Origin of the sequence: Streptomyces siamensis (assembly GCF_039543605.1) — a bacterium.
Classification (GTDB): Bacteria; Actinomycetota; Actinomycetes; order Streptomycetales; family Streptomycetaceae; genus Streptomyces; species Streptomyces siamensis.
The window spans coordinates 239449-258990 of the sequence record NZ_BAABKB010000010.1 but is presented as its reverse complement, the minus strand read 5'-3'; the positions used below and the strand labels follow the sequence as shown (position 1 = coordinate 258990).

At 73.1% G+C, this 19542-nt stretch carries 17 protein-coding genes; 12 read left to right on the top strand and 5 right to left on the bottom strand.

The annotated features are described in order from the left end of the window. The first annotated feature begins 123 nt into the window (after positions 1-123). The 3 genes from hydA to ABEB03_RS17640 all read left to right on the top strand — a co-directional run bounded on the left by hydA (position 124) and on the right by ABEB03_RS17640 (position 4289). Positions 124-1524 (top strand): dihydropyrimidinase, encoded by a 1401-nt coding sequence (gene hydA, locus ABEB03_RS17650; RefSeq protein ID WP_345649326.1) that lies wholly within the window; start codon positions 124-126, stop codon positions 1522-1524. 18 nt (positions 1525-1542) lie between these two features. Next, positions 1543-2562: a TIGR03842 family LLM class F420-dependent oxidoreductase gene (locus ABEB03_RS17645; RefSeq protein ID WP_345649323.1), complete on the top strand. Its 1020-nt coding sequence runs from the start codon at positions 1543-1545 to the stop codon at positions 2560-2562. A 200-nt stretch (positions 2563-2762) separates the two neighbouring features. Further along, entirely contained in the window at positions 2763-4289 is a 1527-nt protein-coding gene (locus ABEB03_RS17640; protein ID WP_345649320.1) for an NCS1 family nucleobase:cation symporter-1, read from the top strand. A 17-nt stretch (positions 4290-4306) separates the two neighbouring features. Here ABEB03_RS17640 and ABEB03_RS17635 read toward each other — a convergent pair whose 3' ends face one another. From ABEB03_RS17635 to ABEB03_RS17625, 3 genes are all read right to left on the bottom strand, one after another. Next, positions 4307-4972, bottom strand: a complete 666-nt coding sequence (locus ABEB03_RS17635) for a hypothetical protein (RefSeq protein ID WP_345649318.1) — start codon at positions 4970-4972, stop codon at positions 4307-4309. A 169-nt stretch (positions 4973-5141) separates the two neighbouring features. Beyond that, positions 5142-6092 (bottom strand): class I SAM-dependent methyltransferase, encoded by a 951-nt coding sequence (locus tag ABEB03_RS17630; protein ID WP_345649315.1) that lies wholly within the window; start codon positions 6090-6092, stop codon positions 5142-5144. Next, positions 6089-7096 (bottom strand): carboxymuconolactone decarboxylase family protein, encoded by a 1008-nt coding sequence (locus ABEB03_RS17625; RefSeq protein WP_345649312.1) that lies wholly within the window; start codon positions 7094-7096, stop codon positions 6089-6091. Before ABEB03_RS17625 ends, ABEB03_RS17630 begins: the two co-directional genes overlap by 4 nt. A gap of 230 nt (positions 7097-7326) precedes the next feature. On the opposite strand from ABEB03_RS17625, the gene ABEB03_RS17620 reads away from it, so the two are divergent. The 3 genes from ABEB03_RS17620 to ABEB03_RS17610 are packed head-to-tail and all read left to right on the top strand — an operon-like array spanning position 7327 to position 9799. Next, positions 7327-8439, top strand: coding sequence for a sensor histidine kinase (locus ABEB03_RS17620; RefSeq protein WP_345649309.1), 1113 nt, complete (start codon positions 7327-7329; stop codon positions 8437-8439). After that, on the top strand, positions 8436-9104 hold the full coding sequence (locus ABEB03_RS17615) for a response regulator transcription factor (protein WP_345649305.1): 669 nt from the start codon (positions 8436-8438) through the stop codon (positions 9102-9104). The genes ABEB03_RS17620 and ABEB03_RS17615 overlap by 4 nt, the downstream gene beginning before the upstream one ends. A 38-nt stretch (positions 9105-9142) precedes the next feature. After that, positions 9143-9799: a DUF4232 domain-containing protein gene (locus ABEB03_RS17610; RefSeq protein ID WP_345649300.1), complete on the top strand. Its 657-nt coding sequence runs from the start codon at positions 9143-9145 to the stop codon at positions 9797-9799. Positions 9800-9875: 76 nt separating this feature from the next. On the opposite strand, the gene ABEB03_RS17605 is transcribed toward ABEB03_RS17610, so the two are convergent. Beyond that, positions 9876-10940 (bottom strand): lipoate--protein ligase family protein, encoded by a 1065-nt coding sequence (locus tag ABEB03_RS17605; protein ID WP_345649562.1) that lies wholly within the window; start codon positions 10938-10940, stop codon positions 9876-9878. A 211-nt stretch (positions 10941-11151) separates the two neighbouring features. Between ABEB03_RS17605 and ABEB03_RS17600 the strand changes: the two genes are divergently transcribed. The 4 genes from ABEB03_RS17600 (at position 11152) to ABEB03_RS17585 (ending at position 16315) form a co-directional block, all read left to right on the top strand. Next, positions 11152-12981 carry a gamma-glutamyltransferase family protein gene (locus ABEB03_RS17600; RefSeq protein WP_345649296.1) on the top strand — a complete coding sequence of 610 codons (1830 nt, stop codon included), beginning with the start codon at positions 11152-11154 and terminating at the stop codon, positions 12979-12981. A gap of 88 nt (positions 12982-13069) precedes the next feature. After that, positions 13070-13909, top strand: coding sequence for an inositol monophosphatase family protein (locus ABEB03_RS17595; protein WP_345649293.1), 840 nt, complete (start codon positions 13070-13072; stop codon positions 13907-13909). Between the two features lie 478 nt (positions 13910-14387). After that, positions 14388-15797 (top strand): phytoene desaturase family protein, encoded by a 1410-nt coding sequence (locus ABEB03_RS17590; RefSeq protein WP_345649290.1) that lies wholly within the window; start codon positions 14388-14390, stop codon positions 15795-15797. Beyond that, positions 15794-16315: an O-acetyl-ADP-ribose deacetylase gene (locus tag ABEB03_RS17585; protein WP_345649287.1), complete on the top strand. Its 522-nt coding sequence runs from the start codon at positions 15794-15796 to the stop codon at positions 16313-16315. Before ABEB03_RS17590 ends, ABEB03_RS17585 begins: the two co-directional genes overlap by 4 nt. A 147-nt stretch (positions 16316-16462) precedes the next feature. Here ABEB03_RS17585 and ABEB03_RS17580 read toward each other — a convergent pair whose 3' ends face one another. Then, positions 16463-16846: a BlaI/MecI/CopY family transcriptional regulator gene (locus ABEB03_RS17580; RefSeq protein ID WP_345649284.1), complete on the bottom strand. Its 384-nt coding sequence runs from the start codon at positions 16844-16846 to the stop codon at positions 16463-16465. A gap of 218 nt (positions 16847-17064) precedes the next feature. Here ABEB03_RS17580 and ABEB03_RS17575 point away from each other — a divergent pair, with 218 nt between their 5' ends. Together ABEB03_RS17575 and ABEB03_RS17570 are read left to right on the top strand one after the other, a co-directional pair. Continuing rightward, on the top strand, positions 17065-18573 hold the full coding sequence (locus ABEB03_RS17575) for a hypothetical protein (RefSeq protein ID WP_345649281.1): 1509 nt from the start codon (positions 17065-17067) through the stop codon (positions 18571-18573). Beyond that, a complete protein-coding gene (locus ABEB03_RS17570; protein ID WP_345649278.1) occupies positions 18570-19505 on the top strand; it encodes a lysylphosphatidylglycerol synthase domain-containing protein in 936 nt (311 codons plus the stop codon). Before ABEB03_RS17575 ends, ABEB03_RS17570 begins: the two co-directional genes overlap by 4 nt. Positions 19506-19542: the final 37 nt, after the last annotated feature.

Here is a 19542-nt window from a genome sequence, read left to right as displayed (position 1 = left end):
GGCCCGCGGACCCGCGCGGCCCCGCCCCTCCCACCGGCATTCCCCCGAGGAAACAGCGTTGACCCCAGCCCTTGACAGCTTCGGTATTCCCTCAGTGCACGCACGACCGGAAGGAGAGGGAGCATGAGCCGTACCGTCATCCGTGGTGGACTCGTCATCACCGCGTCCGACGAGATCCACGCCGACGTCCTGATCGAGGACGGCCGGATCGCCGCCCTCGCCGCGACAGGCACTCCCGCGGCCGAGGCGTGGACGGCCGAACGGACCATCGACGCCACCGGCAAGTACGTCATCCCGGGCGGCGTCGACGCCCACACCCACATGGAACTGCCCTTCGGCGGGACCTTCGCCTCCGACACCTTCGAGACCGGCACCCGGGCCGCGGCCTGGGGCGGCACCACGACCATCATCGACTTCGCGGTCCAGAGCGTCGGCCGCTCGCTGCGCGAGGGCCTCGACACCTGGAACGCCAAGGCCGACGGCAACTGCGCCATCGACTACGGCTTCCACATGATCGTCTCCGACGTGAACCAGGAGACGCTCAAGGAGATGGACCTGCTGGTGGAGGAGGGCGTCACCTCCTTCAAGCAGTTCATGGCCTACCCCGGCGTCTTCTACAGCGACGACGGCCAGATCCTGCGCGCCATGCAGCGCTCCGCCGAGAACGGCGGACTGATCATGATGCACGCCGAGAACGGCATCGCGATCGACGTGCTCGTCGAACAGGCGCTGGCCCGCGGCGAGACCGACCCGCGCTTCCACGGAGAGGTCCGCAAGGCGCTCCTGGAGGCGGAGGCCACCCACCGCGCCATCAGACTGGCCCAGGTCGCGGGTGCCCCGCTCTACGTCGTGCACGTCTCGGCACAGGAGGCCGTCGCGGAGCTGACACGGGCGCGCGACGAGGGCCTGAACGTCTTCGGCGAGACATGCCCGCAGTATCTTTTCCTGTCGACGGACAACCTGGCCGAGCCGGACTTCGAGGGCTCGAAGTACGTGTGCAGCACGCCTCTTCGTCCCAAGGAGCACCAGGCGGCCCTGTGGCGGGGGCTGCGCACCAACGACCTCCAGGTCGTCTCGACGGACCACTGCCCCTTCTGCTTCGTGGGCCAGAAGGAGCTCGGTCGGGGCGACTTCTCGAAGATCCCCAACGGCCTGCCGGGCGTCGAGAACCGTATGGACCTGCTCCACCAGGCCGTCGTCGACGGGCACATCTCTCGTCGCCGCTGGATCGAGATCGCCTGCGCCACCCCGGCGCGCATGTTCGGCCTGTACCCGAAGAAGGGGACGATCGCGCCCGGCGCGGACGCCGACGTCGTCATCTACGACCCGCACGCCGAGCAGGTCATGTCGGTCGAGACGCACCACATGAACGTCGACTACTCGGCGTACGAGGGCAAGCGCGTCACCGGACGGGTCGAGTCCGTGCTCTCGCGCGGCGAACCGGTCATCACCGAGCGGGAGTTCACCGGACGCGCGGGGCACGGCGTCTACACCCCCCGCTCCACCTGTCAGTACCTTCTCTGAGCGACCAGGAGTGGCGCCATGGACTTCGGACTCGTCCTGCAGACCGACCCCCCTGCCTCCCGCGTCATCGAGTTGATGAAGCGGGCCGAGGACAACGGCTTCACCTACGGATGGACCTTCGACTCCGCCGTGCTGTGGCAGGAACCCTTCGTGATCTACAGTCAGATCCTCGCGCACACCGAGCGGCTGACGGTCGGACCGATGGTCACCAACCCCGGCACGCGCACCTGGGAGGTCACCGCCTCCACCTTCGCGACGCTCAACGACATGTACGGCAACCGCACGGTGTGCGGCATCGGGCGCGGTGACTCGGCGATGCGCGTCGCCGGACGCAAGCCCAACACCCTCGCCCGGATAAGCGAGGCGATGAAGGTGATCCGCGCGCTCGCGCGCGGCGACGAGGCCGACCTCGGCGGCACCGTCGTCAGGTTCCCCTGGGTGCGGCCCGGCGCCGAACTCCCCGTCTGGATGGCCGCGTACGGCCCGAAGGCCCTCAAGATGACCGGTGAGGAGGCCGACGGCTTCATCCTCCAGCTCGCCGACCTCTACCTCACCGAGTACATGGTCAAGGCGGTGAAGGACGCCGCGGCCGCGGCCGGCCGCGACCCGTCCGAGGTGAAGATCTGCGTGGCGGCACCCGCGTACGTCACCGCGGACGACTCGCCCGAGGCGCTCGCCCACGCGCGGGAACAGTGCCGCTGGTTCGGCGGCATGGTCGGCAACCACGTCGCCGACCTGGTCGCCAAGTACGGCGAGCACTCCGGCGCCGTACCCGACGAACTCACCGACTACATCAAGGCCCGCGAGGGCTACGACTACTCCCACCACGGGCGCGCCGACAACCCCGACACCGCGTTCGTGCCCGACGAGATCGTCGACCGGTTCTGCCTGATCGGCACACCCGGGCGGCACATCGAGAAGCTGAACGCGCTCCGTGCGCTGGGCGTCGACCAGTTCGCCGTCTACGACATGCACGACGCGCAGGAGGCCACCATCGACGCGTACGGCGACGAGGTCATCCCCGCCGTCAACGGCTAGCGGCCTCCCGTCCCCCGTACGGATTCCCCGTCCCCGTACATCCCCTGTGAACTCCCCCTTCCCGCCGTCCCGGGAAGGGGGTCAGGGCGCTCCGAGCAGGTTCGTCACGGGACACCGCGGCCGGTGTCCCAAGGAGTGCACCCCCCATCGGCTCCACCCGCACGGCCTCTCCCGTCCCACCTCCTTCGATTGGCCTGCCCATGACCGACACCGCTCCCACAGCCATACCGCCGACCTCCCAAGTCACCCTCGCCGACGGCCGGGTGGAGATCGCCCCTGGTTCGCCGCAGCCCAGCGGCCCGTACGCCAATGAGGACCTGCTGCCGGTCCCCACCGAGAAGCGCACCTGGACCACCTACAACTTCTCGGCGCTGTGGGTCGGTATGGCCCACAACACCGCCTCGTGGACCCTGGCCTCCGGCCTGATCGCCGTCGGCATGGACTGGAAGCAGGCCGTCCTCACCATCGCCCTGGCCAATCTGATCGTGCTGGTCCCGATGCTGCTCACCGGGCACGCCGGACCCAAGTACGGCATCCCCTTCCCCGTCTTCGCGCGCGCCTCCTTCGGTATTCGCGGCGCCAACCTCCCTGCCGTGGTGCGGGCGTTGGTGGCCTGCGGCTGGTTCGGCATCCAGACCTGGATCGGCGGCGAGGCGATCTACTTCCTCGCCGGGAAGCTCTTCGGCGACGGCTGGGCGAACGCCTCGCAGATCGGCGGTCACGCCTGGACGATGTGGCTGTCCTTCGCGATCTTCTGGGTGCTCCAGGTCGCGATCATCTACCGGGGCATGGAGACGATCCGCCGCTTCGAGAACTGGGCCGCGCCCTTCGTGCTCGTCGGCGCGGGCGTGATGCTCTGGTGGATGAGCAGCAAGGCCGGCGGCCTCGGCCCGCTGTTCGACCAGCCCTCCGCGCTCGGCTGGGGCGGGGACTTCTGGAAGCTGTTCTGGCCCTCCCTCATGGGCATGATCGGCTTCTGGTCCACGCTGTCCCTGAACATCCCGGACTTCACCCGGTACGGCAGGAGCCAGAAGGCGCAGACGTGGGGCCAGGCCCTCGGCCTGCCGACCACGATGACGCTCTTCGCCTTCCTCTCCGTGCTGGTGACCTCCGGCTCGCAGGCGGTGTACGGCAAGCCGGTCTGGGACCCGGTCCAGCTCGCCGCCAAGACCGACAACGTGGTGGGAGTGCTGTACGCGCTGGTGACCGTGCTGGTGGCGACCCTGTCCGTGAACATCGCGGCCAACCTGGTCTCACCGGCCTTCGACTTCTCCAACGTCGCGCCGCGGAAGATCAGTTTCCGTGCGGGCGCGCTCGTCACCTGCGTGCTCGGCGTGCTCATCTTCCCGTGGAAGCTGTACGCGGACCCGCAGGGCTACATCTTCACCTGGCTCGGCCTCGTCGGCGGCCTGCTCGGCACGGTCGCCGGCATCCTCATCGCCGATTACTGGATCCTGCGCCGCACGCGGCTCGACCTGGTGGACCTGTATCGCACGGGCGGCCGCTACTGGTACGACGGCGGGTGGAACTGGCGGGCCGTCGTCGCCTTCGTCACCGGCGGCGTCCTCGCTGTCGGCGGCGCCGACTTCCACCCGCTGGTCGACGGACGGCCGATTCCGGCGCTGCAACCCCTGGCCGACTACGGCTGGGCGGTCGGCCTCGGCACCTCGTCGGTGCTGTACCTGGTGCTGATGCTGCTGCGCGGCAGACAGGAGACCGCCGCCTGACACGCCCCGGAGGACGGTCAGCCCTTCTGGCCGTCCTCTAGCGCGGCCACCGCCGCCTTGGCCGCCTTGATGGCACCCTTGTTGATCTCGTCGGTGCCGGGTGCCTTCTTCGTCTCGAAGTCGCTGCCGTTGTAGGTGATGATCACCACCGCGTTCGACGCGCGGGCGATCACCACCCCCTCACGGGTCTGCTGCTTGTCCTCGGTGGTGAGGTTCACGACGGAGTACGCCGAGTCGCCGAGCCCGGGGACCGCCCCTCCGCCGCTCTTGTCCGCGATGCGACCCTCGTACGCCTTCTGTGCCGCTTGGTCCGACTCCTTGATCTCGTACGAGACGTCGAGCCAGCGGTAGTCGAACCCCTTCAGGGCGTTCCAGGAGCAGGTGCGGCGTACCGATTTGTCCGTCGACGGGATCTCCTGGCCTGCCGTCTTGGCGCCCGGGACCAGGGACTTGAGCGTGGCCGTCGGCACGCTTGTGCAGGGCGCGGGCGACGCAGTGAACGTCTTGGTGGCCGCCGACGTCGACGGCGCGGACGCCGTACTGGTCTTCTTCTGGGACGATTTGTGATCCGCGGTGGGGGCAGCGGCGAACGGGCCGGACGTCAGGGCCCAGCCCGCCGAGGCGAGCACGGCCACCGGCAGCAGACGCGCGGTGAGGGCGAGCGGCAGAGGAAGAGAACGCACGGCTCACTTCTCGTGGGGGACGGTGCGGAGCAGGGTCCGCACTGCGGACGGGACGCCAGTGTCACACGAGTCCCTGTGGGGCGGAAGTGCCAACTCGCTCCGTGCCTGAGCGGTGACAGCGGGGACACCCTGCCCGCGCGCTGACGGCGGGACACCGGCTCACGGTCCGTCAGACGCTCCGCCGTCCGGTCACCAGCCACACCGCCGCCCGGAGCCGGACACCGCGGGACGTCTCGTACGGGCGCAGGGTGTCCTCCAGCGCGGCGCGGGTGTCGGGCGCGATCGACTGTCCCGGCGTGCGGGACAGCAGGAAGCGCACCGCGTCCGGGGCGTCGCGTCCCCACACCGTCTCCGTGTCGACCGGCGTCACCGCCACGTCCTCGTACACGCTCAGCGCCTCGCGGATCCGCGCCGGGTCGGCCAGCGAGGCCATCGCGGCCATCGCGGTCATCGCGGCGTGAGCGGACCGCGGGGCCGCGCAGGTCGGCCGGTCGTCCGGGACCGGAGTGGGGTCCGTGCCGGTGCGGACACCGGCTTCCGCGGCCGGGTCCGTCCCGTCGCGCGCACCGGAGCGCTGTCCGGCGGCCCGTGCGGCTCCTTCCAAGAGGCCCGCGAGGAGGCCGAGGGCCCGCGACTCCTCCACGTCCGGACCCGCCGGCCGCGGGCAGACGAACGCGAGCCGCCCGCCGGGCCGCAACGCCCGTGCCAGATTCCGGAACGCGGCCGCGTGATCCGCGAAGAACATCACACCGCCCCGGCTGATCAGCACGTCGTACCCGGCGGGCGGGAAGCGGTGGACCTGCGCGTCGGCGAGCTCGTACGCCGCGTTCGGGACGCCCTCGGCCGCGGTGATCTCCCGCGCCCTGGCGAGCAACGGCGCCGAGATGTCCACCCCGACCGCGTGCCCGGTCGCGGCGAGCCGTGCCGCGATCCGCGTGGTCGTCCCGGCGCCGCAGCCCACGTCCAGGACGCGGTCGCCCGGCGCGATGTCCGCGCCCGCGAACAGCGCGTCGTTCACGCCGGAGACCATCGTGTCGTACCGCTCCTGATGGGCGGCCCAGTGCGCCCCGACGGGGCCGTTCCATGCCTCGGCCTGCACGGAGTTGGCGATCGTGGTCACGACGCCTCCCGGACCCGGCGCACGGGCAGGGCGCTCTCGATGCGGTCGACGGCGGCGAACGCGCCGTACGCCACGAGATGCACCAGGCAATGGTCGGAATGCTCCGCTCCACGCCACGCCGCCACGTCCTCGTCCGTGATCCGGTACGGAGCGAGGGCGGCCAGCAGCGCGAGACGCGCCCCGGGGCGGGACCGGTCCGGAAGAGCGTCCCACGCGAGCGGCGGGTGCGTGCCGTCCCACCGCCCGACCACGTCCCGTACGAGCAGCCGGTCGGCCTCGTCGAGCAGTCCCGCGCCCTGCAGGGCGGCGTCGCGCAGGGCCGCGTAGGCGGGACCGACGGAGGTGCCGAGCGCCCAGCCGGGACCGGGGTCCGTGGTGTCCAGCAGCGTCGTCCCCGCGCCCGGGGCCGGGCGGCGGCGCACCGTCCGGGAGAACGAGCGCCCCGCCAGACTCCGCACCGCCCGGAACCGCTGGATGTTGCCCGGCAGCAGGTTCTCCGTCAGCAGCGCCGACACGATCCGGTTGATGAAGTGGAAGGAGAGCACGGTGCCGATGAACGCGGGGGCGTGCGCCGCGGGGAAGGGGTACGGCCTCAACTCCCGCGCGCCGGGGGTCCGGGTCGCCCGGCCCCAGGCCAGCACGCGCGCGTGTTCCGCGTCGGCGGGCGTGTCGCCGCGTGCCACCGACTCCGCGAGCGCGTGGTCGCCGGTGGCGTGCAGCAGCATCGTGTGGGCGTCCACACAGAACGGGCAGCGGTTCGCCTGGGACACCCCGAGTGCCGCGAGCTCCTTCTCCGCCCGCCCGCCGGCCCCCGCGACGAGCGACTCGCGCGTCAACGCCCAGGCGGCGGCCATGAGTTCGGGTGCGGAGGAGAGGACCACGAAGGTCGGCGGACGCGCGATGCCGAAGTCGTCCGAGAGCTGGGCGTAGACCTCGGCGGTCCGTCCCGTCGCCGCGTCGGGCGGCGGCGGGGTGGTGTACCGGAAAGGGCCGGAGAGCGGCATGTCGTGCCTCCTGGGTCGGGTGAGAGCGGCACCTGTGGCGGCGCCGGATGCCGTGTGCTGTGCCGTGAGAACCCTCGCCCGGCCGGGGCCCCGGGGGCGTCGTACACCCGGAGGTGATGCGGGCTGCTCCACCGGGCCCGGGAAAGCCCCGGCCTACTCCGCCGGGAGTACTGCGGGCGCCCTCCACAGGTCTGACGCGGGTGTCGTCCCCGCCGCATAAAGTGCCGTCCATGCAGCTCGACCGGGCCACCCGCAGGCGCCTGGCCGACACGGCCCTCGCGGTCGTCGTCGGCGCGCTCGTGCTGACCGCGGCCGCCTTCGACGCCGACACGACCCCCGTCGACCTCGCCCTCGTCGCCCTCGGCTCACTGGCCCTCGCCGCCTACCGCAGCACCCCGCGTGCCGTGCTGGCGATCACCACGGTCACTACCACCGCGTACGTCGTGCACGCCCATCCCGGCTCGCTGTCCGCCCTCCCGGTGCTGAGCGCCGTCCACACGGCGGCACGAGCCGGTCGCCGCGGCGTGGCCGCGCTGGCGAGCGTCGTGTTCCTCGCGGGCTTCGCGACCGCGGGCCCCACGACCCAGGAGCTCGTGGAGCGGACGACGCTGCTCACCGGCTGGTTCCTGTGCGCCCTGGTCACCGGCCTCGCCGACCGGAACTGGCAGGCGTATCTGCGGCAGACGGAACAGCGCGCCCTGGAGGCCGAACGCACCCGCGAGGAGGCGGCCCTGCGGCGTGCCGGCGAGGAACGGCTGCGCATCGCCCGGGAGTTGCACGACTCGCTCACGCACAGCATCTCGATCGTCAAGCTCCAGGCCGGGGTGGCCGTGCACCTCGCCCGCAAACGCGGCGAGGAGATACCGCCCGCGCTGCTCGCCATCCAGGAGGCGAGCGGCGAGGCGATGCGCGAACTGCGCTCCACCCTGGAGGTGTTGCGCACCGACGAGCCGACCGGCACGCCCGCTGTGCTCGTGGAGCGGGCGCGCGCCGCGGGCCTCGCCGTCGACCTCCGGGTGGCCGGCGAGGAACGGCCCCTGACGGCGACCGTGGACCGTGCCGCGTACCGCATCGTGCAGGAGGCCCTCACCAACGCCGCCCGGCATGCGGGACCCGCCAAGGTCCTGGTGGAACTCGGTTACGCCCAGCAGGAGTTGACGATCCGCGTCGACGACGACGGCACCGCGCGGCCCTCCTGCGCGCCCGTCCCCGGCATCGGACTGACCGGAATGCGCGAGCGGGTCCAGGCCCTGGGCGGCACCCTGCACGCCGCTCCGCGCGCCGAGGGCGGCTTCTCGGTCCGGGCCGCCCTTCCGCTGTGCCCGCCCGGGGAGACCCCGTGATCAGGGTGGCGCTCGTCGACGACCAGGCCCTCATGCGCGCCGGCTTCCGCGCCCTGCTGGAGGCGGAGGACGGCATCGAGGTGGTCGGCGAGGCCGCCGACGGCGAGCAAGGGCTCGCGCTCGTCCGCGCGCAGATCCCCGACATCGCCCTCGTCGACGTGCAGATGCCCGTGATGACGGGCATCGAGGCGACCCGCCGTATCGCGGCCGACCCCGCGCTCTGCGGCGTACGCGTCGTCATCCTCACCAACTACGGCCTGGACGAGTACGTCTTCGAGGCGCTGCGGGCCGGCGCCAGCGGGTTTCTGCTCAAGGACACCGAGCCGGCCGATCTGCTCCAGGCCATCGAGGTCGTCGCGGTCGGCGAGGCGCTGCTGTCCCCGTCCGTGACCCGGACGTTGATCGGGGAGTTCGTGGCCCGTCCCCCCGACCGGGCCACGGCGCCGGGACTCGAATGCCTCACCCGTCGCGAGCGCGAGGTCACCGCGCTCGCCGCGCGCGGTCTGACCAACGAGGAGATCGCCGCGCACATGGTGATCAGTCCGCTGACGGCCAAGACCCACATCAGCCGCGCGATGACGAAGCTGGGGGCCCGCGACCGCGCCCAACTGGTCGTCTTCGCCTACGAATCGGGCCTCGTCACGGCACGTGGGCACACGGAGTGAGGGCGTCCGTCGAGGCGGCCTCGTGCGATCATCGGTCGGTGATCGCGACACGCCGGAAGCGAATCCGTCCCGCCGCCCTCGCCAGTCTGCTGGCGCTCACCCTGAGCGGCTGCGGGCTCTCCGCGGAGCTGGACCGTGAGCGCAACCCCGCACGGGAACCCACCCCGGCCGCCACACGGACCCGCGCCGCCCAGCCGTCCGCCCCCGCGGTCTCCGAGACGTCACCCGCCCTCCCCGCAGGGCCGAAGGCGTCACCTGCCGTCCCGGTCCAGCAGGACCGCGGCTGCCCGTTGTCCGGCCTGCGCGTCGGCACCGGGCCCGTCGACGCGGCCATGGGGTTGCGCGCCATGACCATCACGCTCACCAACTGCGGCAAGAAGCCGTACGAGTTGAAGGGGTACCCGTCCGTCCGGGTCCTCGGCCCGCAGGGCGACCCGATCCCCGGCGTGCGGACCGTGGAGGGCACCGACCAGGTGGCCATGGCGCCCGAGGACCCCGGCCCCGAGGCACTCACGCTCGGTCCCGGCGAGAGCGCGCGGGCGGGCCTGTACTGGCGGATGGCCGCGGAGGACGGCACCTACCTGCGGGTCGCCCCGGCCGCGGGGCGGAGCACCACGACCGTACGCCTGCCGGACCCCCTCGACATCGGCCCGGAGAACATCCTGGGCACCACGGCCTGGGCACCGGCCACCTAGCCGCGGGAGCCGTGCGCGCCACCGCTCACGGCACCCGCGCGGTCCATTCCGGGGCGGGTACCGCGCGCGGCACGGCTCACGGCACCCGCGCGGTCCATTCCGGGGCGCCGAACTTCGAGCGGGCCAGCTCCCGCGCCCGCGCCAGCTCCTCCGGCGTCACCTTGCCGTCCACCAGCCCGTACCGCCCGCGGAACGAGTCGATCATCCGCTCGATGACCGCCTCGCGCGCCAGTCCCGTCTGCCGCCGCAGCGGGTCGACCCGCTTCTTCGCGCTCTTCGTCCCCTTGTCGGAGAGCTTCTCCCGCCCGATGCGCAGCACTTCGAGCATCTTGTCGGCGTCGATGTCGTACGACATGGTCACGTGGTGCAGCACGGCGCCCGGGCCGCCGCCGGGTCCGACCACCCGCTTCTGCGCGGCGCCCGCGATCTTTCCCTGATCCGTCGCGATGTCGTTCAACGGCTGGTACCAGGCCTTGATCCCCATGTCACCGAGCGCGCCCAGCACCCAGTCGTCGAGATAGGCGTAGCTGTCCTGGAACGACAGGCCCTGGACCAGGGCCTCCGGCACCGAGAGCGAGTAGGTGATGGTGTTGCCCGGCTCCACGAACATCGCGCCGCCGCCGGAGATGCGGCGGACCACCTCGATGCCGTGCCGGGCGGCGCCCGCCGGGTCGACCTCGTTGCGCAGGGACTGGAAACTGCCGATGATCACGGACGGGGCGCCCCACTCCCACACCCGCAGCGTCGGCGCTCGCCGGCCCGCGGCCACCTCCGTGGTCAGCACCTCGTCCAGTGCCATGTGCAGGGCCGGGGACTGCGGCCCCTCGTGGATCAGCTGCCAGTCGTAGTCCGTCCAGTCGGCGGCGTGCGCCAGCGCTCGGCGCACCGCGATCCCGATGCCCTCCGAAGTCAGGCCGTACATGACCGTGCCCTCGGGCAGCGCGGCGTCGATGCGGGCGGCGAGACCCGCCGCGTCGGTGTCGGCCGGCGCACCCTCCAGCGCGTGATTGACGGCGTCCAGCGCCTCGTCCGGTTCGAGGAAGAAGTCGCCCGCCACGCGCGCGTGGCGCAGCACCGCGCCCTCGACGTCCAGATCCACCACGACGAGCTTGCCGCCGGGGACCTTGTACTCACCGTGCACCGATCCGCCTCCGTTCAGTTCCACGAGGAGCAACGACGGCCGCGGGCGAATGATTCCGATCATTCCGGGTTCTTCCGGACCGGCGGGTCCGGTCCGTGGGACGCCCCGGAAGGCGCCCGTCCGTTCCGGGCGGGCCACCCTGCCGTCCGGGCCGCGGCAAGTGCCATAGTCGGGGGCGAGGTTGATCGCTCGGCACAGCGAGGTGGCAGGCATGTTCACGACCCGACCGACGCTCCAGGGCACTTTCGGCATGGTGTCCTCGACCCACTGGCTCGCCTCGCAGTCCGCGATGGCCGTCCTGGAGGACGGCGGCAACGCGTACGACGCCGCCGTCGCCGCGGGCTTCGTCCTGCACGTCGTCGAACCCCACCTCAACGGGCCCGCGGGCGAGGTCCCGATCATCCTCGCCCCGGCCGGCGGCGAGGTACGGGTGCTGTGCGGGCAGGGTGTCGCGCCCGCGGGCGCGACGGTCGCCCACTACAGGGGGCTCGGGCTGGACCTCGTCCCCGGCACGGGGCCGCTCGCCGCCGCCGTGCCGGGCGCCTTCGACGCCTGGATGCTCCTGCTGCGCGACCACGGCACCAAGCCGCTCGCCGACGTCCTCGCGTACGCGATCGGATACGCCGAGGACGGCCACGCGCCCGTGGAACGCGTCGGCGAGACCGTCGAGACGGTGCGCGAGCTGTTCGAGACGGAGTGGACGACCTCGGCCGAGGTGTACCTGCCGGGCGGCAGGGCGCCCCGCCCCGGCGAGCTGTTCCGCAACCCCGCCCTGGCCGCGACCTGGCGTCGGCTCCTCGCCGAGATCTCCGAGGAGACCGGCCGGGTGGAACAGATCGAGGCCGCGCGCAGGGTCTGGCGCTCCGGCTTCATCGCCGAGGCCCTGGTGCGCCAGGCCCGCCGCCCCACCCTGGACACCAGCGGCGAGCGCCACACCGGCACGCTGACGGCCGCGGATCTCGCGGGCTGGTCCGCCGGATACGAGCCGCCCGTGACCTACGACTGGCGCGGCTGGACCCTGTGCAAGGCGGGCCCCTGGAGCCAGGGCCCGGTCCTGCTGCAGCAGCTGGCCCTGCTGCCGCCCGAACTGCCCGCGTACGGCTCCGCCGAATACGTCCACCTGCTCGTCGAGGGCTGCAAGCTCGCCATGGCCGACCGGGAGGCCTGGTACGGGGACGCCGACGACGTACCGCTGGACGAGCTGCTCTCCGAGTCGTACAACGCCGAGCGGCGGGCGCTCGTCGGCGACAAGGCGTCGTACGAGCTGCGTCCCGGCAGCCCCGGAGGGCGCGTCCCGCGGCTGAGCGGGCACGCGCGTGTGCCCGCTCCGTGGGAACCCGGCTTCGACGCGCTCGCGGCGCCCGGCGCGGGCGAACCCACCGTGGCACGGCCGGCTCGCACGGCCGCGGAACCCGAGGTCGCGGCCGACGGCGGCACCCGGGGCGACACCTGCCACCTCGACGTCGTCGACCGTTGGGGCAACATGGTCGCCGCCACACCCAGCGGCGGCTGGCTCCAGTCCAACCCCGTCGTGCCCGAACTGGGCTTCCCGCTCGGCACACGGCTCCAGATGACCTGGCTGGAGGAGGGACTGCCCAACTCCCTCACGCCGGGCCGCCGTCCCCGCACCACGCTCACCCCCTCGCTCGCCCTGCGCGACGGTGTCCCGGTCATGGCGTTCGGCACACCGGGCGGGGACCAGCAGGACCAGTGGCAGACCCACTTCTTCCTGGCCGTGGCGCTGCGTCCCGCCGTGCGCGGCGGTCTCGATCTCCAAGGTGCGATCGACGCCCCGAACTGGCACAACGACAGCTTCCCCGGCTCCTTCTACCCGCGCGGCGTGCACCCCGGCAGCCTCACCGTCGAGTCCCGCACGGACGCGGCGGTCGTCGACGAGCTGCGGCGCCGCGGGCACGACGTCCAGGTCGGCGAGGCGTGGTCGGAGGGACGTCTGTGCGCGGTCGCGCGGGACCCCGCGACGGGCGTGCTGTCGGCCGCGGCGAATCCGCGCGGCATGCAGGGGTACGCGGTCGGACGCTGAGAGCGGGGCCCCTCGGAGTTCATCCGGATTCCACCCTGAGTGCACCGGGCGTGCGGGGATTGTCAGAGGCGCGTGCTCTCATGGAGTCATGATCGAAGACATCGAAACCATCGACGAGTTTCTCGCCCGGCGCAGCTCCGACGTCGAAGAAGCGGTCCGCGAGGCGGCGGCGGCCGAGATCATGCCCCGCTTCCGGCAGCTCGGAGCGCACGAGATCGACCAGAAGTCCGGCCCGCACGACCTGGTGACGGACGCCGACCGCAAGGCCGAGCGGTATCTGACCGGTGTCCTCACCGCAACTCTGCCCGGCTCGGTCGTCGTCGGCGAGGAGGCGGTGCACGCCGACCCCGCCACCTACGAGGCGATACAGGGCTCCGCGCCGGTCTGGATCGTCGACCCCGTCGACGGCACCCGCCAGTTCGTGCACGGCGATCCCGGCTTCTGCACGCTCGTCGCGCTCGCCCGGGACGGAGTCGTGCTCGCCTCCTGGACGTACGCCCCCGCGCGCGACGAGTTCGCGGTCGCGATACGCGGCCGGGGCGCCTTCCTCGACGGCGTGCGCCTGCGCTCCGGCTCGCCGGTACCCGGCCGCGACCTGGACATCGCCCACTCCCACCCGGACTACACCACCGACGAACAGAAGCACGCGCTGCTCGGCCTGCGCGCCGAGGGAGTCGTCCCGCGCCCCTGTGGCTCGGCCGGCCTCGAGTATCTGGCCGTGGCACGAGGGGAGTTGGACGCGGTCGCGTTCTCATGGGAGGCGGCGTGGGATCACGCCGCGGGCCTGCTCCTCGTCGAGGAGGCGGGCGGCGCCCACCTGACCCTCACGGGCGAGCCGTTCCGCGTGACGGGGGGCAACGCGCTGCCGTTCACCGCGGCCCGGGACGAGGCCACGGCCCGCCGGGTGGTGGCCCTGCTGTCGGCGTGAGCCCGACCCGACGCCGACCCGGCCCCTTCCGGCCGGAGCGCCCCGCCCCGATCGGCGGCGAGCTCGGCCTTCCGGGGTGACACCGGAGTCCTGTCGGGTCGCCGCCCCGCCCCGTGGGGGTCGGTGAGCTCGGCCGACCGGGGTTGCGCCTGACTACGGCCCCGGCCCCGGCTGCCGGTGAGGTCGGCCTGCCGGGGTGACACCGAGCCCGTCGTCGACGAGTTCCGCCGTGGAGCGGTTCCCCGACCCGCACGTCCACCGCGTCACCCCTGAGCGCGGGTGGGCCCGGCCCGCCGGGGCGGCACCGGAGACCCGCTCGGCCACCGCACTCCGCCGAGCCCCCGGGGGCGTGGGCCGCCCCGCGCACGTCGGGAGGTGTCCCCTTCCCAACCCCCCGCGCCGCCAAGGCTGTCGGTCCCGCGGCATATCCTGATCCCCAGTGGCCATCGGCTGACAAAGGAGTCCGAAGGTGCCGTCGATGCTCGATGCCGTCGTGGTGGGTGCGGGACCGAACGGACTGACCGCTGCCGTGGAGCTGGCCCGCCGCGGCTTCTCCGTGGCCGTCTTCGAGGCCCGGGACACCGTGGGCGGGGGAGCGCGGACCGAGGAGCTGACCCTGCCCGGCTTCCGCCACGACCCCTGCTCGGCCGCGCACCCGCTGGGCATCAATTCGCCCGCGTTCCGAGCGATGCCCCTGGAGCGGTACGGCCTGGAGTGGCTGCACGCCGAGCTGCCCATGGCGCACCCCTTCACGGACGGCACGGCGGCGGTGCTGTCGCGGTCCGTCGCCGAGACGGCCGCGTCGTTCGGCCCGCGCGACGCCGGGGCGTACCGCCGGCTGGTCGCGCCCTTCCTCACCAAGTGGGACACGCTGGCGCACGACTTCATGTCGCTGCCGCTGACGGCGCTGCCCCGGGACCCGGTCACCCTCGCCCGCTTCGGCCTCACGGGGCTGCCGCCCTCGACCTGGCTGATGCGCCGTTTCCGCGACGAGCGGGCCCAGGCACTGTTCGCGGGCCTCGTCGCCCATGTCATCGCCCCGCTCGGCGGCTTCGCCACCGGTGCCGTCGGCCTCGTCTTCGCGCTGGCCGCGCACGCCCGGGGCTGGCCGGTCGCGCGCGGCGGCTCGCAGTCCATCTCCGACGCGCTCGCCGCGTACCTCAAGGACCTCGGCGGCACCGTCCACACCGACTACGAGGTCAAGCGTCTCGACGACCTGCCGCCCGCCCGCGCGTACGTCTTCGACACCTCGCCCACCGCCCTGGCCCGCATCGCGGGGCTCGGCCGCTTCTACGAGCACTACCGGTACGGGGCGAGCGTTTTCAAGATCGACTACGCGCTGGACGGGCCCGTGCCCTGGACCGCGAAGGAAGCCCGCTCCGCCGGTACCGTGCAGGTCGGTGGCAGTCGTGCGGAGATCGCCGGCGCGCTGCACGCGGCCTCCCGGGAGGGCCGGGCACCGGACACCCCCTTCCTGATCACCGTGCAGCCCGGCGTCGCCGACCCCACCCGCGCGCCCGAGGGCAAGCAGGTCTTCTGGGCGTACGGACACGTGCCGAACGGCTGGAGCGGTGATCTCACGGACGCGATCGAGCGGCAGCTGGAGCGTTTCGCGCCGGGCTTCCGCGACCGTGTACTCGCCCGCGCGACGGCGGGCCCGCCGGAGCTGGCCACCCGCAACGCGAACTACGTGGGCGGTGACATCGCCTGCGGCGCCGCCTCCGGGCTTCAGCTCCTGCTGCGCCCCAGACTGTCCCTGTTCCCTTACAGCACCCCCCACCCGGCCGTCTTCATCTGTTCGTCCGCCACCCCACCGGGCCCGGGCGTCCACGGCATGTCGGGGCACAACGCGGCGAAGGCCGTGTGGAGGAGACTCAGACAGGCATGACCGCGATCAAGCTGGTCCAGGGCGACATCACCCGGCAGAGCGTCGAGGCCGTCGTCAACGCGGCGAACTCCTCGCTGCTCGGCGGCGGAGGCGTGGACGGAGCCATCCACCGCCGCGGCGGCCCCGCCGTCCTCGAGGACTGCCGCAAGCTGCGCGCCTCGCAGTACGGCAAGGGGCTGCCCACCGGCCGCGCCGTCGCCACCACAGCCGGCGAACTGGACGCGCGCTGGGTGATCCACACCGTGGGACCGGTGTACAGCCGCGAGGAGGACCGCTCGGCGCTGCTCGCGTCCTGCTATCGCGAGTCCCTGCGCGTCGCCGACGAGCTCGGCGCGCGCACCGTCGCCTTTCCGGCCGTGTCCGCCGGCATCTACGGGTGGCCGATGGACGACGCCGCCAGGATCGCCGTGGAGACGGTCCGGGCCACCCCGACGGACGTCGAGGAGGTCACCTTCGTCCTCTTCGACGAGTCCGCCTACCGGGCCTTCGCCGCACAGGTCCCCTCCGAGGAGAAGTAGCCGCAGGGGGTCCGGTCGGCCGTGCCCCGGACGGCAGCCCCGGAAGGCGTCCCACGGCGTCCGGCCGCCGGTCGCTGACGCGGGGGACCGGTCACCCGGTGGAGCGGACGCGAGCCAGGGGGCCGTCCGCGGCGTGGACGTCGATCCTCACTGCTCGTCCCCGTCGAGCAGCGAGCGCAGGGCCGCCTCCTCCTGCGGGCTCAGCCCGGTGACGAAGTGCCGGAGGGCGGCGATCGGATCGGGGCCGCGGTCGAGCGCCTCGTGCATGGCGTCGGCGGTCATCTCGGCCGCGTCCTTCGTGGGCCGGTAGGCACCGCGCCGCCCGTCGACGTCGCGGCGCACCAACCCCTTGTCGTACAGGCGCTTGAGGATGGTGTGCACGGTGTTGTAGGCGAGATCGCCGCCGATCTCGCCCTGTATCTCGGCGGGCGTCAGGGCGTCGTCGGTGGCCCAGAGGGTGGCGAGCACTGCGCTCTCCAGTTCGCCCGCGCGTCGCCGGTCCGCTCTGCCGTGGGGGCTCGTGCCAGCCATGGTCGCCACCTTATAGCGCGTAGGGGGAGCGGAGGCCGGTCCGGGCCTGGGGGAGCCGGGGGACCGGGGCGGGTGGTGGCGCTCGCCCCGGATGCCGTTCCCGGACTGCGAGGCCCTGAAGCGCGCGGTAATTTGTCCATGATTTCACGGATTTGACCCCTGCTCTGTGTCGCGTAGGGCGAGGGAACCCTACAGCTTGTAGGGCTGGAGGGTGGACGATGGTCAGGACCGCGGACATTCCGCTCGCCGGTGCCGAAGGGGCGGCCGGTCCGCCGTCGGGCCGGCCGCCCGCTCGGCACTCCGGCGGGCGGTGCGGGATCGCCCTGGTGGCCGCCGCCTTCACTCTGGCCCAACTGCTGCTGGTGGGGCCCGGCATGGGGCTCGGCTGGGACGAGACGGTCTACGTCAGCCAGGTCAGCGGGCACGCACCGGCGGCGTTCTTCAGCGCACCCCGCGCCCGTGGCGTCCCCCTGCTCGTCGCGCCCGTCGTCTCCTGGTCGTCGTCCACGGCACTCCTGCGGGTGTGCCTGGCCCTGCTGTCGGGGCTCGGCCTCTTCGTGGCGCTGTGCGCCTGGCGGCATCTGTTCCCGGCGCGGCTGATCGCCCTGGCCGGCGCCCTGTTCGCGACGCTGTGGGTGACCGTCTTCTACGGCCCGCAGGCCATGCCCAACTACTGGGTAGCCGTCGGAGCCCTGCTGTGCGTCGCCTGCTTCCTGCGGGCTCGCGCCGTCCCCCGGAACCGGGCGGCGCTGTGGGGTGTGGGGCTGGGCTCCGCGCTGATGGCGTTGATGCGGCCCACCGACGCGGTCTGGGCGACCCTCCCGCTGCTCGTCCTCGCGGTGCCGGAGTTGCGCCGAGGACGGACCTGGCTGCCCGTCGCGCTGGTCGCGGGCCTGGTGGCCGGCGCGGCCGAGTGGGTCGTCGAGGCGTACATCGGCTACGGCGGCCTCGGTCAGAGGCTCGCCGACGGCTCCCGCATCCAGGGCGGCCTGGGCTGGAACATCGCCGTCGCCGACCAGATGCGCAGCCTGGGCGGACGCATCCTGTGCCGCCCCTGCACCGGCGCGATGCCCGACACCGTCGTGCTGGTGTGGTGGTTCGCGCTGCTCCCGCTGGCTGCGGCAGGTCTCGTGGCGGCGATCAGAGCCCGGCGCACGGCGCGCACGCTGCTCCCGCTGGCCTGCGCCGCGACGGCCGCCTTCCCGTACCTGTTCATGATCGGCTACGCCGCCCCGCGCTTCCTGCTCCCCGCCTACGCGCTCCTCTCCCTCCCGGTCGCCGGCGCCCTCGTCCGTCTGGTCACCGTCGCGCACGGCCTGTGGCGTCCGGCGGCCGTGACTGCGGTTGTGCTCGGCCTCGCCGGCCATCTCGCGGTCCAGTACGCGGTGCTGGACGACACCGTCCGCGACGCCACGGACTCCCGTCGCGACTGGGCCCGCGCCGCCGCCGGCCTGCGTGAGCTGGGTGTACGGCCGCCGTGCGTCCTGACCGGCCGGGACGCCGTCCCGATCGCCTTCCGCGCCGGGTGCGCGTCCGTCGCGACCTCGGGGCACAACGCGAACACGACCGGGCAGGCACTCGCGCGGACCGGACGGAGCCGGCCGGTCGCGGTGCTGACCTCCCGGCGCGGGCGACCGCCCGCGTTCGCCCGGACCTGGGAACACCATCGCGTCGGCGGCCTGCGCGCCTACCTCGCCCCCACCGGACCGGGAGGCCGGGCCTCATGAGTTCTCCATCCGGCACCGCTCCGACCGCCCTCGTCCGGCGGACGCCTTGGCAGGCCGGGGTCGCGCTGGCCGTCCTGCTCTGCACCGGCTGTCTGGCCTGGCGTCACCGGCCGGTGATCGAGACCGCGGCAGGCCGGCTCGCCCACGCCGACCGCGGCTGGCTGCTCGTGGCGGCCGCGGCCACCCTGGCGACCTGGGCATGTTCGGCCCTCGCCCAACAGGGCGCCGTGGTCCGTCCGCTGCCCACCGGACGCCTGGTGGCGGTCCAGTTCGCGGCCTGCGCCGCCAACCATCTGCTGCCCGCGGGACTGGGATCCGGGGCGGTCAACTTCCGCTTCCTGAACCGGTGCGGACTGCCGGTGCCCAGGTCGGCGACCGCGCTGGCGGTCAAGGCGACCGCCGGCGCCGTGGCCCGCGCCCTGCTGATCGCCGCGCTGGCGCCCGCCTGCCCCGGCGCCCTACGCCTTCCGCATGTCTCCCCGACGGCATGGGCCGTGACCGTCGCGGTGCTCGCCACCGCCGTGATCGCGCTCTCGGGGCTCGTACGACGCGCGCTGCGGGCGGTGCTCGCGGACGTCCGCGCCGTGCACGAGGTCCCCGGACGGGCGGCCGCGTTGTGGGGTGGCTCGCTGGCGTTCGCCGGTCTGCACGCGGCCGTCGTCGTCGCCGTGGCCCGGTCCGTCGGACTGCCGTTGCCCCCGGCCGAGGTGGCCCTGGCCTACCTGGCCGCGAGCGGTGCCGCCGTCCTGCTGCCCACTCCCGGCGGCCTCGGCTCGCTGGATGCCGCCCTCGCCCTGGCGCTGACTCTCGCCGGGGCGTCCGGCAGCGCGGCGGCCTCGACGGTCCTCGGCTACCGGCTGCTCACCACCTGGCTGCCCCTGCTCCCGGGCCTCATGGCGCTGGGCGTACTGGTGCGACGCCGGGTCCTGTGAGCCACCGCAGGACCGGGCCGGCCGCGTGAGCAGTCGT

Excerpts from the sequence above, each read along its gene's own strand:
- hydA (WP_345649326.1), top strand. The coding sequence starts at position 124 with ATGAGCCGTACCGTCATCCGTGGTGGACTCGTCATCACCGCGTCCGAC.
- ABEB03_RS17645 (WP_345649323.1), top strand. The coding sequence starts at position 1,543 with ATGGACTTCGGACTCGTCCTGCAGACCGACCCCCCTGCCTCCCGCGTC.
- ABEB03_RS17640 (WP_345649320.1), top strand. The coding sequence starts at position 2,763 with ATGACCGACACCGCTCCCACAGCCATACCGCCGACCTCCCAAGTCACC.
- ABEB03_RS17625 (WP_345649312.1), bottom strand. The coding sequence starts at position 7,096 with ATGCCGCTCTCCGGCCCTTTCCGGTACACCACCCCGCCGCCGCCCGAC.
- ABEB03_RS17620 (WP_345649309.1), top strand. The coding sequence starts at position 7,327 with ATGCAGCTCGACCGGGCCACCCGCAGGCGCCTGGCCGACACGGCCCTC.
- ABEB03_RS17600 (WP_345649296.1), top strand. The coding sequence starts at position 11,152 with ATGTTCACGACCCGACCGACGCTCCAGGGCACTTTCGGCATGGTGTCC.
- ABEB03_RS17595 (WP_345649293.1), top strand. The coding sequence starts at position 13,070 with ATGATCGAAGACATCGAAACCATCGACGAGTTTCTCGCCCGGCGCAGC.
- ABEB03_RS17590 (WP_345649290.1), top strand. The coding sequence starts at position 14,388 with ATGCTCGATGCCGTCGTGGTGGGTGCGGGACCGAACGGACTGACCGCT.
- ABEB03_RS17585 (WP_345649287.1), top strand. The coding sequence starts at position 15,794 with ATGACCGCGATCAAGCTGGTCCAGGGCGACATCACCCGGCAGAGCGTC.
- ABEB03_RS17580 (WP_345649284.1), bottom strand. The coding sequence starts at position 16,846 with ATGGCTGGCACGAGCCCCCACGGCAGAGCGGACCGGCGACGCGCGGGC.
- ABEB03_RS17575 (WP_345649281.1), top strand. The coding sequence starts at position 17,065 with ATGGTCAGGACCGCGGACATTCCGCTCGCCGGTGCCGAAGGGGCGGCC.
- ABEB03_RS17570 (WP_345649278.1), top strand. The coding sequence starts at position 18,570 with ATGAGTTCTCCATCCGGCACCGCTCCGACCGCCCTCGTCCGGCGGACG.